At 69.0% G+C, this 14,890-nt stretch carries 18 protein-coding genes; 16 read left to right on the top strand and 2 right to left on the bottom strand.

Features of this window, described 5'->3' with window-relative positions; all coding sequences use genetic code 11:
- The first annotated feature begins 30 nt into the window (after positions 1-30).
- The 5 genes from ABE438_RS01380 to ABE438_RS01360 all read left to right on the top strand — a co-directional run bounded on the left by ABE438_RS01380 (position 31) and on the right by ABE438_RS01360 (position 3,561).
- Entirely contained in the window at positions 31-741 is a 711-nt protein-coding gene (locus ABE438_RS01380) for an aspartate/glutamate racemase family protein (protein WP_346500471.1), read from the top strand.
- A 124-nt stretch (positions 742-865) separates the two neighbouring features.
- Positions 866-1,579 carry a glutathione S-transferase family protein gene (locus tag ABE438_RS01375; RefSeq protein WP_346500470.1) on the top strand — a complete coding sequence of 238 codons (714 nt, stop codon included), beginning with the start codon at positions 866-868 and terminating at the stop codon, positions 1,577-1,579.
- A complete protein-coding gene (ilvN, locus tag ABE438_RS01370) occupies positions 1,576-2,112 on the top strand; it encodes an acetolactate synthase small subunit (protein WP_346500468.1) in 537 nt (178 codons plus the stop codon). Before ABE438_RS01375 ends, ilvN begins: the two co-directional genes overlap by 4 nt.
- Before the next feature lie 16 nt (positions 2,113-2,128).
- On the top strand, positions 2,129-3,370 hold the full coding sequence (locus ABE438_RS01365) for an FAD-dependent oxidoreductase (protein WP_346500466.1): 1,242 nt from the start codon (positions 2,129-2,131) through the stop codon (positions 3,368-3,370).
- Entirely contained in the window at positions 3,367-3,561 is a 195-nt protein-coding gene (locus tag ABE438_RS01360) for a hypothetical protein (protein ID WP_346500464.1), read from the top strand. The genes ABE438_RS01365 and ABE438_RS01360 overlap by 4 nt, the downstream gene beginning before the upstream one ends.
- A 59-nt stretch (positions 3,562-3,620) precedes the next feature.
- Here ABE438_RS01360 and ABE438_RS01355 read toward each other — a convergent pair whose 3' ends face one another.
- Positions 3,621-4,175: a DUF924 family protein gene (locus ABE438_RS01355; protein ID WP_346500462.1), complete on the bottom strand. Its 555-nt coding sequence runs from the start codon at positions 4,173-4,175 to the stop codon at positions 3,621-3,623.
- A 146-nt stretch (positions 4,176-4,321) separates the two neighbouring features.
- Here ABE438_RS01355 and ABE438_RS01350 point away from each other — a divergent pair, with 146 nt between their 5' ends.
- From ABE438_RS01350 to ABE438_RS01340, 3 genes are all read left to right on the top strand, one after another.
- Positions 4,322-4,972, top strand: a complete 651-nt coding sequence (locus tag ABE438_RS01350) for a TetR/AcrR family transcriptional regulator C-terminal domain-containing protein (protein ID WP_346500460.1) — start codon at positions 4,322-4,324, stop codon at positions 4,970-4,972.
- 34 nt (positions 4,973-5,006) lie between these two features.
- Complete coding sequence (ilvC, locus tag ABE438_RS01345; RefSeq protein ID WP_346500458.1) at positions 5,007-6,026, top strand: ketol-acid reductoisomerase; 1,020 nt, start codon at positions 5,007-5,009, stop codon at positions 6,024-6,026.
- Positions 6,027-6,258: 232 nt separating this feature from the next.
- On the top strand, positions 6,259-6,477 hold the full coding sequence (locus ABE438_RS01340) for a hypothetical protein (RefSeq protein ID WP_346500457.1): 219 nt from the start codon (positions 6,259-6,261) through the stop codon (positions 6,475-6,477).
- 313 nt (positions 6,478-6,790) lie between these two features.
- Here ABE438_RS01340 and ABE438_RS01335 read toward each other — a convergent pair whose 3' ends face one another.
- The gene (locus ABE438_RS01335) at positions 6,791-7,327 is read right to left on the bottom strand and encodes a DedA family protein (RefSeq protein ID WP_346500455.1); all 537 of its coding nucleotides are present in this window, start codon (positions 7,325-7,327) and stop codon (positions 6,791-6,793) included.
- 199 nt (positions 7,328-7,526) lie between these two features.
- Between ABE438_RS01335 and ABE438_RS01330 the strand changes: the two genes are divergently transcribed.
- The 8 genes from ABE438_RS01330 to ABE438_RS01295 all read left to right on the top strand — a co-directional run bounded on the left by ABE438_RS01330 (position 7,527) and on the right by ABE438_RS01295 (position 14,837).
- The gene (locus tag ABE438_RS01330; protein WP_346500454.1) at positions 7,527-8,399 is read left to right on the top strand and encodes an ABC transporter ATP-binding protein; all 873 of its coding nucleotides are present in this window, start codon (positions 7,527-7,529) and stop codon (positions 8,397-8,399) included.
- Positions 8,396-9,181 (top strand): ABC transporter permease, encoded by a 786-nt coding sequence (locus ABE438_RS01325; RefSeq protein WP_346500452.1) that lies wholly within the window; start codon positions 8,396-8,398, stop codon positions 9,179-9,181. Before ABE438_RS01330 ends, ABE438_RS01325 begins: the two co-directional genes overlap by 4 nt.
- Complete coding sequence (locus tag ABE438_RS01320) at positions 9,181-9,693, top strand: hypothetical protein (RefSeq protein WP_346500450.1); 513 nt, start codon at positions 9,181-9,183, stop codon at positions 9,691-9,693. Before ABE438_RS01325 ends, ABE438_RS01320 begins: the two co-directional genes overlap by 1 nt.
- A 96-nt stretch (positions 9,694-9,789) precedes the next feature.
- Positions 9,790-10,821 carry an ABC transporter substrate-binding protein gene (locus tag ABE438_RS01315; protein ID WP_465248529.1) on the top strand — a complete coding sequence of 344 codons (1,032 nt, stop codon included), beginning with the start codon at positions 9,790-9,792 and terminating at the stop codon, positions 10,819-10,821.
- A 188-nt stretch (positions 10,822-11,009) separates the two neighbouring features.
- On the top strand, positions 11,010-12,068 hold the full coding sequence (locus ABE438_RS01310) for an HWE histidine kinase domain-containing protein (RefSeq protein WP_346500448.1): 1,059 nt from the start codon (positions 11,010-11,012) through the stop codon (positions 12,066-12,068).
- 78 nt (positions 12,069-12,146) lie between these two features.
- Entirely contained in the window at positions 12,147-12,995 is an 849-nt protein-coding gene (gene pdxY / locus ABE438_RS01305) for a pyridoxal kinase PdxY (RefSeq protein WP_346500446.1), read from the top strand.
- A gap of 4 nt (positions 12,996-12,999) precedes the next feature.
- Positions 13,000-14,121, top strand: coding sequence for an endonuclease/exonuclease/phosphatase family protein (locus ABE438_RS01300; RefSeq protein ID WP_346500444.1), 1,122 nt, complete (start codon positions 13,000-13,002; stop codon positions 14,119-14,121).
- Positions 14,118-14,837, top strand: coding sequence for an NUDIX hydrolase (locus ABE438_RS01295; RefSeq protein ID WP_346500443.1), 720 nt, complete (start codon positions 14,118-14,120; stop codon positions 14,835-14,837). The genes ABE438_RS01300 and ABE438_RS01295 overlap by 4 nt, the downstream gene beginning before the upstream one ends.
- Positions 14,838-14,890: the final 53 nt, after the last annotated feature.

The raw sequence follows: 14,890 nt of genomic DNA, 5'->3' as shown, positions 1-14,890 counted from the left end.
CGCGCGGGCCTTGCGCGCAAGGGGGATCAGATGACGACCATCGGCCTGATCGGCGGCATGAGCTGGGAATCGACGGCGGTCTATTATCGCCTGCTCAACGAGGGCGTGCGCGCGCGCCGCGGCGGGCTGCATTCGGCCGACATGCTGCTGCACTCGCTGGATTTCGCGCCGATCGCCGAAATGCAGGCGCAGGGTGACTGGCAGGGGGCCGGCGCGGCGCTGGCCGAGAGCGCGCGCAAGCTCGAGCGGGCGGGCGCCGGCTGCATCCTGCTGGCGACCAACACCATGCACAAGCTCGCCGACCACATCACCGGCGCGACCATGCTGCCCTTCCTGCATCTCGCCGACGTCACCGCCAAGGCGGTGTTGGCGCAGGGCGCCAAGCGGCCGCTTCTGCTGGCGACGCGCTTCACCATGGAGCAGGACTTCTATCGCGGGCGCCTCGCGGCCTTCGGCGTCGAGACGGTGATCCCGGAGGCGCAGGAGCGCGACGAGGTCCACCGCGTGATCTTCGAGGAGCTCTGCCGCGGTACGATCGACCCGGCCTCGCGCGAGCGCTATTGCGCCATCGTGGCGCGGGCGGTGCGTGAGCAGGGTGCCGACGCGGTGATCCTCGGTTGCACCGAGATCACGCTGCTGATGGGGCAGGACGACGTCGCGGTGCCGGTGTTCGACACCACGGCGCTGCATGTCGCCGCGGCGCTCGACTTCGCCTGCGAGCCGGCGAGGCAGGCGGCATGAGCCGCCGGTCGCGCCCGCTTGCCGCTTCATCGCGTCCGCTCATGGCCGGGATCACCAAAAGGCGAGGGTGCAGGGCACGGGGCGGGGCTAGCCTGCCGCTCCGTCATTCCTCCGAGGATTCGCCATGAAGCTCGTCATCGCCAACAAGACCCATTCCTCCTGGTCGCTGCGCCCCTGGCTGGCGCTGACCGAGTTCGGCGTGCCTTTCGAGGAGGTGTTGTTCCCCTTCGGCCCGACCTTCGACGATCCCGAGTGGAAGCGCGCGGTCAGCGCCTACAGCCCCGCGGGAAAGGTGCCGGCGCTGGTCGATGGCGAGATCGTCGTCTGGGATTCGCTGGCGATCCTGGAATATCTCGCCGAGCTGCGCCCGGAGCTGGCGGTCTGGCCGCGCGACCGCGCGGCGCGCGCCATGGCCCGCTCGATCAGCGCCGAGATGCATTCGAGCTTCCAGGCGCTGCGCGGGGCCTGCCCGATGAACCTCGGCTGGATCCATCCGCCGCGCGATCGCGGCCCGGGGGTGGCGGCCGATGTCGCGCGCATCTGCACGATCTGGCGCGAGGCGCGTGAGCGTTTCGGCGCCGGCGGGCCCTTCCTGTTCGGCGCGTTCAGCGCCGCCGACGCGATGTTCGCGCCGGTCGCCAGCCGCTTCACCAGCTATTCGATCCCGCTCGATCCGGTCTGCGCCGCCTATGTCGAGGCAATCCAGGCGACCGCCGGCTTCCGCGCTTGGCGCGAGGCCGCGCTGGCCGAGCCCTGGATCGTCGCCGAGGACGAGGTCGACGAACCCGTCCTCACCGATTTCCGCCCGCATCTCAGCCGAAGCAAGGCCCAGCGATGAACACGACGCATTACCCGACCGCTCCCGTCTCGCAGCCGAGCGCCCGCCACACCCTGGCGGTGATCGTCGACAACGAGCCCGGCGTTCTCGCTCGCATCGCCGGTCTGTTCTCCGGCCGCGGCTACAACATCGAGAGCCTCACCGTCTCCGAGACCGAGCATGAGAGCCATCTCTCGCGCATCACCGTCGTGACCTCGGGCACGGAAGCGGTCATCGACCAGATCAAGGCGCATCTCGACCGGCTGGTGCCGGTGCACCGCGTCGTCGACCTGACGCTGCAGGGCGATGCGATCGAGCGCGAGCTCTGCCTGCTCAAGGTGGTCGGCAAGGGCGACCATCGCGTCGAGGCGATGCGGCTCGCCGCCGCCTTCGGGGCGCGCACGCTCGACGCCACGCTCGAATCCTTCGTCTTCGAGCTGACCGGCTCGACCGACGAGGTCGAGCGCTTCATCAAGATGATGGCGGCGGTCGGCCTGCGTGAGGTCTCGCGCACCGGCGTGGCGGCGATGAGCCGCGGGGCCGAGGCGATGTGAGGCCCGCGGGCGCGCCATGCGCGTCCTCGATATCGGCATCGCCGGCTGCGGGCCGGCGGGGCTGGCCAGCGCGCTCCTGCTCGAACGGCAAGGGCACCGCGTCACCCTGGTCGAGCGCTTCGACGCGGCGCGTCCGCTCGGCTCGGGGCTGATCCTGCAGCCGACCGGGCTCGCCGTCTTGCGCGAGCTCGGCCTCGCCGAGCGCCTGATCGCGCAGGGCAGCCGGATCGATCGCCTCTTCGGGCTCAGCGCCGCGACCGGCTCCGTCGTGCTCGACGTGCGCTATGCCCCGCTGGGACCGGAAGTCTTCGGCCTCGGCGTCCACCGTGCCAGCCTGTTCGATACGCTGTTCAGCGCCGCAGCCGCGACGAGCATGCGCATCGAGACCGCGGCAGAGGTCACGGATCTCGACCGCCATGGCGATGGGCGCTCGAGCTTCGTCACCGCGCGGGGCCGCCGGATCGGCCCGTTCGACCTGCTCATCGACGCGTCGGGCGCGCGCTCGCCGCTGTTGCGCCATGCGGCGCGTGCCGCGGTGCCGCGCCCGCTGCGCTATGGCGCGCTGTGGACCAATGTCCGGCTCGGCGAGCACGGCTTCCAGCCCACTGCGCTGGAGCAGCGCTACCGGCGCGCCAGCGTCATGGTCGGCGTGCTGCCGATCGGCCGTCTCGGCGAGGGAGGGGAGCCGCTGGCCTCCTTGTTCTGGAGTCTCAAGCCGGAGCGCTACGACGCCTGGCGCGCGGCCGGGCTCGACGCCTGGAAGGCGCAGGTGCTGCGGCATTGGCCGCAGGTCGCGCCGCTGCTGGCGCAGATCGATGATCCCGAGCAACTCCTGCTCGCCTCCTATCGCCACCAGACCCTGCCGGTGCCGCATGGTACGGGAATCGCCTTCGTCGGCGATTGCGCCCATGCGACCAGCCCGCAGCTCGGCCAGGGCGCCAATATGGCGCTGCTCGACGCCCTGGCGCTCGCCACGGCGCTGGAGCAGACGGGCGACCCACAGGCGGCGCTCGGTCTCTATGCACGGCTGCGCCGCTGGCATGTGCGCTTCTATCAGGCGGCCAGCCTGCTCTTCACGCCGTTCTACCAGTCGGACGGCACGGTGCTGCCGGCGATCCGCGACAGGCTCGTGCCGCCGCTTGCGCGCCTGCCGGGAATCGACAGGATGCTGGCACTGCTCGTGGCGGGCCGGTTCGCGGCGCCGTTCCGGGGTATCGAGGCATCGCGACGCGGCGTGGCCGCGCGAGGGACCGGATGACGTTCGACCTGACCACGCTCTCGCTCGGGCTCGGCCTCGCCGGGCTGTGCTGCTTCCTTTGGCCGATCCTGCAGCGCATCAACGGCAACCCGCAGCCTCAGGAGCGCAGCGGACTGCGCTCCCCGCTCTGGTGGGCCGGGCTGGTGCTGACAGCGCTCGCCGTCTACCTGCAGCGCATGGCGGCGCAGTAGACTGTCGCACCTCACATCGGGCGCGGTCAGGATGATCGCGCGTTTCGGCGTCTGCTGCGTCAGCCGGCGAAGCCGCCTTGGTCGAGGAAGCGCTGCTCCTGCGCGGTGGTGTCGCGGTCGAGCACGTCGTTGCGATGCGGGAAGCGCCCGAAATCGCGGATGACGTCGCGGTGGATCACCGCGTATTTCACGCCCTCGGGATCGTCGGCCGCCTCGCAGAGCGCGATGCAGCGCTCCTGGTGGTGCAGCTCCTCCGAATGCATGTAGGGCATGTAGAGGAAGCGCTTCTCCGGGTTCTCGAACGCCGCGTCGAAGCCGCGGGCCAGCGCCCGCTCGGCGACGGCGAGGGCCAGCGGGTCGGCAGCGAAGGCGCGCGGCGAACCGCGGAACAGGTTGCGCGGGAACTGGTCGAGCAGGAGCAGCAGGGCATAGACGCCCTCCGGCGTCTCCTCCCAGGCGGCCAGCTCGCCGCGTGCCGCCGCCTCGACCTGCGGCAGGAAGCGCCGGCGGATCTCGGCGTCGAAGGCCTCGTCCTTGGCGAACCACTTCTCGGGCCCGGCCTCGCGCCAGAAGGCGAGGATCTCGGTGGCGGCGCTCGGCGGCGTGGCGGGCATGGGCTGTCTCCGTCGTCGAAAAGGGCTGAGCGCGATATAGGCAGCGGGTGGGCGTTTCGCGACCGGAAAACCGCAAGGCCCGCTTGCCAGCCTCACGGCGCTCCTGTAGACGACGGAACCGTAACGTACGGTACTGGCCAAGGGCGATGAGCGAAGCCGTTTCCGATCAACAGGGCGAGACGCTGAGCGCGCGGCAGCAGGCCGTGCTCGACGCGGTGCTGTCGCTGATGGTCGAGAAGGGCGGGCAGCTCACCATGACCGCCGTGGCGCGCCGCGCCAGCTGCTCCAAGGAAAGCCTGTACAAATGGTTCGGCGACCGTGATGGCCTGCTGACCGCGACGGTGCAGTGGCAGGCCTCCAAGGTCCGGGCCGGCAATTACGACCGCCAGCGGCTCGATGCCTCGGCGCTGCGCGAGAGCCTGACGCGCTTCGCCGCCAACTGGCTCGAGGTGATCTCCAGCCCGACCTCGATCGCGCTCAACCGGCTGGCGATCAGCCATGCGCTCTCGCATGAAAGCAATCTCGGCGACATCGTGCTGTCCAATGGCCGCGTCGCGATCGGCGACCGGCTGAAGCCCGTGCTCGAAGCCGGGCGCGAGGCGGGGCTGCTGGCCTTCGACGACAGCGAGACCGCCTTCAGGACCTTCTTCGGCCTCGTCGGCCGCGACGTGCAGATCCGGCTGCTGCTGGGCGATGCGCTGCCGACGAGCGAGGCCGAGATCCACCGCGACGCCGCGCGCGCCGCCGACCAGTTTCTCACCCTTCACGGGCGGCATGGCGCCGTACCGAAAGCCTGAAACCAAGAGCCTATCCAGAGGAAGGACGCTCAAGATGCGCGTTTATTACGACCGCGATGCGGACATCAACCTGATCAAGGGCAAGAACGTCCTGATCGTCGGCTATGGCTCGCAGGGCCATGCGCATGCGCTCAACCTGCGCGATTCCGGCGTGAAGAACGTGGCGATCGCGCTCAAGGCCGGCTCGGCAACCCGCAAGAAGGCGGAAGGCGCCGGCTTCCAGGTCTTCACCCCGTCCGAGGGCGCCAAGTGGGCCGACGTCGTCATGATGCTGACGCCGGACGAGCTGCAGGCCGACATCTATCGCGACGAGCTGGCCGGCAACATGAAGGAGGGCGCCGCGCTCCTCTTCGCCCACGGCCTGAACGTCCACTTCAACCTGATCGAGCCCCGCAAGGACCTCGACGTGCTGATGGTCGCCCCGAAGGGCCCCGGCCACACCGTGCGCTCCGAGTACGAGCGCGGCGGCGGCGTGCCGACCCTGATCGCGATCCACCAGGACGCCACCGGCAACGCCCATGATCTCGGCCTGTCCTACGCCTCGGCCAATGGCGGCGGCCGCGCCGGCATCATCGAGACGACCTTCAAGGAAGAGTGCGAGACCGACCTGTTCGGCGAGCAGGTCGTGCTCTGCGGCGGCCTGGTTGAGCTGATCAAGGCCGGCTTCGAGACGCTGACCGAGGCGGGCTACGCCCCCGAGATGGCCTATTTCGAGTGCCTGCATGAAGTGAAGCTGATCGTCGACCTCATCTACGAGGGCGGCATCGCCAACATGAACTACTCGATCTCGAACACGGCCGAGTACGGCGAGTACGTCACCGGCCCGCGGATCATCACCGCCGAGACCAAGGCCGAGATGAAGCGCGTGCTGACCGACATCCAGTCGGGCAAGTTCACCCGCGACTGGATGCTGGAGAACAAGGTCAACCAGACCTCGTTCAAGGCGACCCGCGCCCGCTACGCCGCCCATCCGATCGAGGAAGTCGGCGAAAAGCTGCGCGACATGATGCCCTGGATCAAGGCCAAGGCCCTGGTCGACAAGAGCAAGAACTGAGGCTTCCCGGGCGTCGTCGAGACGCCCGCGGCCAGCGGTTTCCGGCATGCGCCGGCAGGACGGGCGCCCGCAAGGGCGCCCGTTTCGCGTTCCGGCCGTGGTGGTGCCGGGCGCTCAGGCTTGCCCATGGGGAACAGCGGGGCCCGCCGCACGTTGGTGCTGCAATCGCTATCGCACCCGGCAGGCCGGACAGGACGAAGGTCCCGGCCGCCGTCCGGACAGAGGAGATGACATGGACCAGGATGCCAAGGCACGCGCCGAGCAGATGCCGAAGGAGGGCGGTCAGCCGATCCCGCCGATGCGGGCCGACGACCACAGCAACGCCGATCCGGCGGTGCAGACCCCGGTCGAGGCACGCCAGGGCTTCCTGGGCCGGCCGGTGCTGATGGTGCTGGTCTGGGGGCTGGTGCTCGCGGCTGCGGCCTGGGTGGTGGTGGAGCTGGTCGCCTGACCGGCGGCCTCCGCGCCGTGACGTTCGAAGGTCTTTGAGGCGCAGCCCGACGCGGCGGCCGGGGGACAGACATCGAGGGAGGAGCCAATGGAAACGATCAGGGCCTTGCATGCCTCGTTCAGCCTGCGCTTCGTACTGGCGCAGCTGGCCCTGGCGATGTCTTTCGCGATGCTGATCCTGGTGGTGCTCGGCGTGATCTAGAGCATTTTCGAGCGAAGTGGACACCGGTTCGCGTGAAGAAAATGCAATAAAATAAAAATTCAGAGCAGTTCCGGCGAACCTGATTTCGCCGGAACTGCTGTAGCCGTGGCCGTCAGCGCCCGGTGAACTGCATCATGTATTGCGATACGCGGCCGGCGCCGTAGATCAGTCCGAAGCCCCAGGCGAAGGACGCGGCGAAGTTCGCGAGCTGGAACGGCCAGAACGGCATCCGCACGATCCCCGCAACGATGGCGATGACGGCGCGGATCGGCCCGAAGAAATGGCCGATCATGATGCCCGCCACGCCCCATTTCTCGAAGAAGTCGTGCCCGCGCCGCAGCAGCGCGGGATTGTCGCGCAGCGGCCAGTAGTCGTTGACGCGCGGGCCGAGAACGAGGCCGACCCAATAGGACACCCAGAATCCTGCGGCCGCGCCGAGCGAGGCGGCGAGCGAGAGCGGCATCAGATTGAGCCCCGAAGCGCCGGCGACAGCACCGAAGGCGGTGAAGAACACCGTGGCCGGCACCAGCCAGGACAGGATGGCGACGCATTCGGCGAAGGCCACCAGGAAGACGATCGGAACCGCCCATTCCTGATTGGCACGCATGAACTCGACGAGCGCGTGCATCCATTGCTCGAGCTGCTGCATGGACGGTGATTCTCCTCGTTGCGGGCGGAGCGATACACGAGAACCGCAGCGTTTTCGCTAACGGAGCGCGGGAAAGCGCGTTTCGCCTCGGTTTCGCCGGTTGCCTTCGCCGGTCGTTTGCCTACTCTGCCCGGTCTCAACGACAGGGAAGGGGCTGCGGGGCACGAGGCTCGCCGGTCCTCGCAGGGGAAGCGGATCCATGGAGTCGACGACGAACCGGCCCGCCGGGGCCGGTGGCACGAGCAGTTCCGACGGGCCGGCGGTCCGTCTCGGCGGGCTCGACATCACCTTTCATCTCGAAGGCGGCGACCGCTATCAGGCGGTCAGGAACATCGACCTAGACGTCTCCTCGGGCGAGTTCGTCTCGGTGGTCGGGCCGACCGGCTGCGGCAAGTCGACCCTGCTCAACGCCGCCGCCGGGCTGCTGGTACCCTCCGCCGGCCGTGTCGAGATCTTCGGGGCGCCGCTGTCGGGCCTGAACCGCCGCGCCGGCTATCTCTTCCAGCAGGACGCGCTGATGCCGTGGAAGACGGCGCTCGACAACGTCAAGGTCGCGCTCGAGCCGATGGGCGTCTCCTACGCCGAGGCCGACAAGCGCGCCCGCGACTGGCTGGCCCGCGTCGGCCTGCGCGCCTTCGTCGATCGCTATCCGCACATGCTCTCCGGTGGCCAGCGCAAGCGCGTCGCGCTGGCGCAGATGCTGATCCGCGACCCCGAAATCCTGCTGATGGACGAGCCCTTTGGGCCGCTCGACGCCCAGACGCGCCAGATCATGGGCAATCTCCTGCTCGACCTCTGGTCGCGCGACCGCAAGGCGCTGATCTTCGTCACCCATGATCTCGAGGAGGCGATCGCGCTGTCCGACCGGGTGGTGGTGATGTCCGCCGGCCCCGCCGCTGGCATCGTTGCCGATTACCGCGTGACGCTGCCGCGGCCGCGCGACATCGCGGAAATCCGGCTGGAGAAGGACTTCCACGACATCCATCGCGACATCTGGGCCTCGCTCAGGGTCGAGGTCCAGAAAGCCTACGCCATGGGCGAAGGCCGCGAGCTCGTGGGAGAGCCGTCGTGAGCCGCATCAAGCTGTTCGTCCTCCAGATCATGGTCATGGTCGTCTGCCTGGCGATCTGGCACGTGGTCACCGCCTATCCGATCTTCGGCGACGTCCGCACCTCGCAGTTCTTCTTCTCGACGCCCTGGGCGGTGATCTCGCGGACCTGGACCCAGCTCACGGGCGGCGAGATCTACTACCATCTCGGCATCACCCTGCTGGAGACGGTGCTCGCCTTCGTCATCGGCTCGGCGGCCGGCGTTTTCTTCGGCTTCACCTTCGCGCGGCGCGAGCTGCTGGCGGCGGTATTCGATCCCTATATCAAGGCGGCGAACGCCCTGCCGCGCGTGGTGCTGGCGCCGATCTTCGCGCTGTGGTTCGGCCTCGGCATCTGGTCGAAGGTGGCACTCGGCTTCACGCTGGTGTTCTTCATCGTCTTCTTCAACGTCTACCAGGGCGTGCGCGAGGTCTCGCCGACCGTGCTCGCCAACGCCCGCATGCTCGGCATGAACGAGCGCCAGCTCTTCCGGCACGTCTACTGGCCGGCGGCGATGACCTGGATGTTCTCCTCGCTGCACACCTCGGTCGGCTTCGCGCTGGTCGGCGCGGTGGTCGGCGAGTATCTCGGCTCCTCGGCCGGGCTCGGTTACAAGATCCACGAGGCCGAGAGCGTGTTCGACGTCACCGGCGTGTTCTCCGGCATGGTCATCCTGGCGATCTTCGTGATCGCCATCGACTCGCTGGTGACGCTGGTCGAGAAGCGGCTCCTGGTCTGGCGGCCGGGCCAGAGCACGACGACCTGATGCAGGCGCGGCGCTCAGCCCCCGGCCGCGCGCTCCTCGCCATGCTGGTGCTCGGGCTCGCGGCCGGTGCGCTGCCTGCCGCGCCGGTGCTGGCGGAGACGCGCGCCACGCTGCAGGTCGACGTACCGGGCAGGGCCGGGGCGAACCGCCACCGGCTGATCCTGACCGCGACCGCCACTGAGGGGCGCGACGTGACGCTGGCCTTCTCCTGCCGCGTCGAGAGCCCCGGCACCTTCGGCGCAGCGCTCGATTTCGGCCTGGGCGCGATCTGGAACGTCGAGGGCGAGGCGGTGGTGTTCTCGCAGCCCGGCCGCCCGAACGTGACCCACCGCATGCTGGAGCAGGACGAATTCCTGGCGCTCGGCGGCCGGGAGGCTGTCGAGATCTTCGGGCCGGTGCTGGCGGCGCCGCGCATCGCCTTCACGGTCCGCGAGCGCCACAGGGCGGAGTTCGATCTTGCGGCCGTGCCGCGGCAGGTCGCGCGCTTCCGCGAGCTCTGCCTCGACGGCTGATCCCGTGCGGGTTGCCGCAGCCGCGCGATGTCGCCTATCGTCCCAACCCAATGCGCCCGACAGAAGCGCGATCATATCGTTGACCGGAGGAATTCCATGATCCTGACCCGCCGCACGGCGCTCGCCGCGCTCGCCTGCTCCGCCGCCATCGGGCTCTCCGCGCCCGGTGCCCTCGCGCAGGCTCCCGAGAAGGCCGATGTGACGCTCGGCGTCGGCGGCAAGCCGCTGCTTTATTATCTCCCGCTGACGGTCGCGGAGCGGAAGGGCTTCTTCAAGGAGGAGGGGCTCAACGTCACCATCAACGATTTCGGCGGCGGGGCGAAGTCGCTCCAGGCGCTGGTCGGCGGCTCGGTCGACGTGGTGACGGGCGCCTATGAGCACACCATCCGCATGCAGGCCAAGGGCCAGGACATCCGCGCGGTGGTCGAACTCGGCCGCTTCCCCGGCATCGTGCTGGCGGTGCGCAAGGACCTCGCCGACAAGGTGAAGTCGGCCGCCGACTTCAAGGGCCTCAAGATCGGCGTGACGGCACCGGGCTCCTCGACCGCTCTCACCGCGCAGTACGCCATGATCAAGGCCGGGCTAAAGGCGACCGATGCGCCGATCATCGGCGTGGGCGGCGGCGCCAGCGCCGTGGCGCAGATGAAGAACAAGCAGGTCGACGTGATCTCGCATCTCGACCCGGTCATCTCGAAGCTGGAGGCCGACGGCGACATCACCGCGCTGATCGACACCCGCACCGAGGCCGGCACCAAGGCGCTGTTCGGCGGCGCGAACCCGGCGGCGGTGCTCTACCTCAAGGCCGAGTTCGCCGAGAAGAACCCGGTGACCACGCAGAAGCTGGTCAACGCCTTCATGAAGTCGCTGAAATGGCTGGCGAAGGCGAAGCCGGAGGACGTGGCCGATCTGGTGCCGGCCGAATACCATCTCGGCGACAAGCCGCTTTATCTGCGCTCGGTGCAGAATTCGCTCGAAAGCTATTCGCGCACCGGCATCTCCACGCCCGAGGCGATGAAGAGCATGTACGAGTCGCTGAAGGTGCTCGATCCCGAGATCGCCAAGACCGATATCGACCTGTCGAAAACCTTCATCGAGACCTTCGCCAAGAAGGCGGGCTCGGGCTCCTGAGAATACGCGTGGTGGGGCCTCCGGGCCCCGCCATTTGCCCTAGGGGAAGCTGAAAACGGTCCGAAAGTGGGGGCTTGCGCGCCGAAATCTCATAGCCTCTTATGGGCCCGCCGCGCAGTGACTCGGCGGCACAACGGACCTCCCCACCTTTGACCGATCGACTGGGCTTTCTCGAAGGCGGCGGCAAGATGGCCGCTGCGATCCGTGCGTTCGACTGGTCGAAGACCCCGCTGGGGCCGATCGACGGCTGGCCCCACGCGCTGAAGATCGCGGTCGGCATGATGGTCAATTCGCGCTTCCCCAAATGCATCGTCTGGGGGCCGGAGCTCATCACGCTCTACAATGACGGCTTCAGGCCGCTGCTCGGCGACAAGCCCGAGGCGCTGGGGCGCCCGTTCTCCGAGGTCTGGGCCGAGGTCTGGGACGATATCGCCCCGATGGTCGCCAAGGCCTTCGCCGGGGAGCCGACCTTCCTCGAGGACCTGCCGCTGGTCATCGACCGCCACGGTTATCCCGAGGATGCCTGGTTCACCTTCTGCTACAGCCCGATCCGCGACGAGACCGGCACCGTCCTCGGCATGATCGACACGGTGGTCGAGACCACCGCCAAGATGCTGTCGGAGCGCAATGCGCGGCTGCTCAATGCCGAACTCGCCCATCGCATGAAGAACGTGCTGGCGATCATCAACGCGGTCGCCGGCCAGACCTTCCGCTCCGCGACCTCGTTGGAGGCGGCGCAGACCGTGCTCGGCGAGCGGCTGGCGGCGCTCGGCGAGGCGCATGCCATCCTCACCGCCTCGAGCTGGAGCGGCGCGCCGGTGCGCGCGGTGATCGAGGGCGCGCTGGCGCCGCATCGCATCGTCGAGGGCCGCGTCACGCTGTCGGGCCCGGCGATCGAGGTCGGCGCGCGCCACGCGCTGACGCTGGCTCTGGCGATCAACGAGCTGACCACCAACGCGATGAAGTACGGCGCGCTGTCGCGCGATGGCGGCAATGTCGCCGTCACCTGGCGCAAGGGGCGGCCGAACAGCGACGAGACCTTCGTGCTCGACTGGGTGGAGCAGGGCGGGCCGCCGGCCGAGAAGCCGCGGCGCAAGGGCTTCGGCTCGCGGCTGATCGAGACGATCGTGGCGCAGGACTTCCGCGGCGAGACGGCGCTGGTCTATGGCGAGGCGGGCTTCCGCTACCGGCTGGAGACCGCCATGGTCCATCTCGCCGACGGTCTTCAGCGTCGTGGTGATGGCTGAGGCCACGTCTTTCGATTTGTGCCGCCGGCGCGGCCGGCGCTAGGGTCGCTCACCGTTTCCCGAGTCGGCCTGCCAGCGATGAACATCCTCTCCATCCAGTCCCATGTCGCCTATGGCCATGTCGGCAACGCCTCGGCCGTCTTCCCGATGCAGCGTCTCGGCGTCGAGGTCTGGCCGATCCACACCGTGCAGTTCTCGAACCATACCGGCTATGGCGACTGGAAGGGCCGCGTCTTCGACGGCGGCATGATCGACGAGGTGATGGAGGGCATCGCCGAGCGCGGCGTGCTGCCGTCCTGTGACGGGGTGCTTTCGGGCTATATGGGCTCGGCCGATATCGGCCACGCCATCGTCTCGGCCGTGGAGCGCGTGCGCGCCGCCAATCCCAAGGCGAGCTGGTGCTGCGACCCGGTGATCGGCGATGTCGGCCGCGGCGTGTTCGTGCGCCCGGGCATCCCGGAGTTCATGCGCGAGCAGGCGGTGCCGGCGGCCGACATCGTGACGCCGAACCAGTTCGAGCTCGAACTCCTCACCGATTCCGAGGTGACGACCCTGGCCGACGCCCAGCGCGCCGTGGCGTCTCTGCGTGCGGTGGGGCCGAAGGTGGTGCTGGTGACCTCGCTCTTGACCGAGGACACGCCGGCCGACGCCATCGACCTGCTGGCGGCCGACGGGGAGGGGAGCTTCCGCGTGCGCACGCCGAAGATCGACATCAGCGTCAACGGGGCCGGCGACGCCATCGCCGCGCTGTTCTACGTGCATTATCTGCGCGACGGTTCGGCGGCGAGCGCGCTCGCCAAGGCCGCCGGCTCGGTCTACGGGCTGCTGCGGCGGACCAAGGAGTCCGGCTCGCGCGAGATCCTCACCGTCGCGGCGCAGGACGAATTCGTGACGCCCTCGCGGACCTTCGTGCCCGAGGCGGTCTGAGCGCATGAAGCTGCGCCTCGGCACCTTCAACGTCGAGAACCTGCTGACGCGCCACCGCTTCGACCAGGCCGGGCGGACCGAGACCTCGGCGGCGATGTCGCTGTTCCATTTCCCGCGCGCCGACGAGCGCGACGCGGTCGAGCGTTCGCTCGCGGTCGCGCTGGAAGACGACAAGCGCCAGATGACCGCGCTCGCCATCGCCGAGGCGCGCGCCGATCTCTGGATGCTGCAGGAGGTGGATTCGCTCGCCAGCCTGCAGGCCTTCTTCGCCAACTACGTCCACCGCATCGCCGATTATCGCTACGGGCATTTCGCGCTGGTCGACGGCAACGACCGCCGGAGCATCGATATCGGCTTCGCGGCGCGGCGCGATCTGGTGGCGCCGCCGCAGGTCCGCGTACGCTCGCATGCGACGATGAGCTTCGCCGAGGCCGGCGCCTACGGGCCCGAGATCGCGGCCTTCGGCATCGGGCCGAAGGACAAGGTCTTCGCGCGCGACTGCCTGGCCGTGACGCTGGATTTCGGCGACCGCGAGCTGACCCTGTTCGGATGCCATTTCAAGTCGATGAACAATGGCCGCGAGGACGGCCGGCAGGTGACGCTGCCGATCCGCCGGGCCGAGGCGATCGCGGTGAAGCGGATCGTCCACGACATGTTCGGGGCGCAGTGGCGCCAGGCCAACTGGGCGATCCTCGGCGATCTCAACGGCTACCGGACCGGGCTCGGCCCGCTCGCGGCGCCGGTCGACGAGGGCGAGAGCGGCATCGAGCCGCTGTTCGAGGATTTCGCCGTCGACCCGATGCGGGCGCTGCCTGCGCACGAGCGCTGGACGCATTTCCGCCGCTACTGGTCCGAGAGCCGCCAGCGCCTGATCGACAGCCACATGCCGCTCGACCACATCCTGCTCTCGCCGGGGCTGGCTGCGGCCAATCTGCGCCCGCGCATGGAGATGATCCGCCGCGGGCTGCCCTATCGGGTGCCGCTCGATCCGCGCGAGGCCGACCGCTCCATGGCCAAGCTCGCTTTGACCAACGACCGCTATCCGCGCGTCGGCTGGGACCGGCCCAAGGCCTCGGACCATTGTCCGCTCATCCTCGAGATCACCCTGCCGGAGGGCGCGCGATGACCGAAGTCCGCGACGGCCAGATCCTCGCGCTCGACCGGGTCGAGGCGCGGGTCGAGCCTTACGACTGGGCCTTCGCCCGAGAGAACGAGGCGGCGATCGTCGCGCATTGGGCCAGGATCAGCGCCGGAAAGCCGGCGATGTTCAACGGCCGGGTCATGCTGCAGCACCGCGCCGCCGTGGCGGATGGCGTGTTCAGCGCCGGCTATTTCGAGACCGACTATGCCGCCTTCATGACCTGGCGCGATCTCGGCCATCCCGGCCCGGTGATCCGCAACGGTTTCGCCATGGCGGCGCTGCGGGCGGCCGACGGCGCCTTCCTGCTCGGGCGCATGGGCGACCATACGGCCAATGCCGGCAAGGTCTATTTCGCCGCCGGCACGCCCGATCGCGGCGATGTCCGCGCCGATGGCAGCCTCGACCTCGCCGGCAGCGTCACCCGCGAGCTGGAGGAGGAGACCGGGCTCGGGCCGGCCGACGTCACCGTCGGCCAAGGCTGGACCGCGCTGGTCTCGACCGGGCGCATCGCCTTCATGCGGCCGGTGACGGTGCGCTGGGCGGCCGAGGAGGCGCGGGCGCGCATGCTGGAGCGGATCGCGACGCTGCCGGAGGAGGAGCTATCCGACATCGTGATCATCCGCTCGCTGGCCGATTGCGCGGCCCATGACATGCCGCCCTTCATGATCGACTATCTCGCCCATATCTTCGGGCAGGACTGACCGCCGATTCCCCTCGGCACCACGGTGGGCGCCCCTCCGGCGCGCGCCTTGCC

The organism is Allobosea sp. TWI1241 (assembly GCF_039673065.1).
Classification (GTDB): Bacteria; Pseudomonadota; Alphaproteobacteria; order Rhizobiales; family Beijerinckiaceae; genus Allobosea.
This window is presented reverse-complemented; position numbering and strand designations above follow the sequence as displayed.

Bases quoted from the DNA above. Each gene is read 5' to 3' on its own strand.
- ABE438_RS01380 (WP_346500471.1), top strand. From the start codon at position 31: ATGACGACCATCGGCCTGATCGGCGGCATGAGCTGGGAATCGACGGCG.
- ABE438_RS01375 (WP_346500470.1), top strand. From the start codon at position 866: ATGAAGCTCGTCATCGCCAACAAGACCCATTCCTCCTGGTCGCTGCGC.
- ilvN (WP_346500468.1), top strand. From the start codon at position 1,576: ATGAACACGACGCATTACCCGACCGCTCCCGTCTCGCAGCCGAGCGCC.
- ABE438_RS01365 (WP_346500466.1), top strand. From the start codon at position 2,129: ATGCGCGTCCTCGATATCGGCATCGCCGGCTGCGGGCCGGCGGGGCTG.
- ABE438_RS01360 (WP_346500464.1), top strand. From the start codon at position 3,367: ATGACGTTCGACCTGACCACGCTCTCGCTCGGGCTCGGCCTCGCCGGG.
- ABE438_RS01355 (WP_346500462.1), bottom strand. From the start codon at position 4,175: ATGCCCGCCACGCCGCCGAGCGCCGCCACCGAGATCCTCGCCTTCTGG.
- ABE438_RS01350 (WP_346500460.1), top strand. From the start codon at position 4,322: ATGAGCGAAGCCGTTTCCGATCAACAGGGCGAGACGCTGAGCGCGCGG.
- ilvC (WP_346500458.1), top strand. From the start codon at position 5,007: ATGCGCGTTTATTACGACCGCGATGCGGACATCAACCTGATCAAGGGC.
- ABE438_RS01340 (WP_346500457.1), top strand. From the start codon at position 6,259: ATGGACCAGGATGCCAAGGCACGCGCCGAGCAGATGCCGAAGGAGGGC.
- ABE438_RS01335 (WP_346500455.1), bottom strand. From the start codon at position 7,327: ATGCAGCAGCTCGAGCAATGGATGCACGCGCTCGTCGAGTTCATGCGT.
- ABE438_RS01330 (WP_346500454.1), top strand. From the start codon at position 7,527: ATGGAGTCGACGACGAACCGGCCCGCCGGGGCCGGTGGCACGAGCAGT.
- ABE438_RS01320 (WP_346500450.1), top strand. From the start codon at position 9,181: ATGCAGGCGCGGCGCTCAGCCCCCGGCCGCGCGCTCCTCGCCATGCTG.
- ABE438_RS01315 (WP_465248529.1), top strand. From the start codon at position 9,790: ATGATCCTGACCCGCCGCACGGCGCTCGCCGCGCTCGCCTGCTCCGCC.
- ABE438_RS01310 (WP_346500448.1), top strand. From the start codon at position 11,010: ATGGCCGCTGCGATCCGTGCGTTCGACTGGTCGAAGACCCCGCTGGGG.
- pdxY (WP_346500446.1), top strand. From the start codon at position 12,147: ATGAACATCCTCTCCATCCAGTCCCATGTCGCCTATGGCCATGTCGGC.
- ABE438_RS01300 (WP_346500444.1), top strand. From the start codon at position 13,000: ATGAAGCTGCGCCTCGGCACCTTCAACGTCGAGAACCTGCTGACGCGC.
- ABE438_RS01295 (WP_346500443.1), top strand. From the start codon at position 14,118: ATGACCGAAGTCCGCGACGGCCAGATCCTCGCGCTCGACCGGGTCGAG.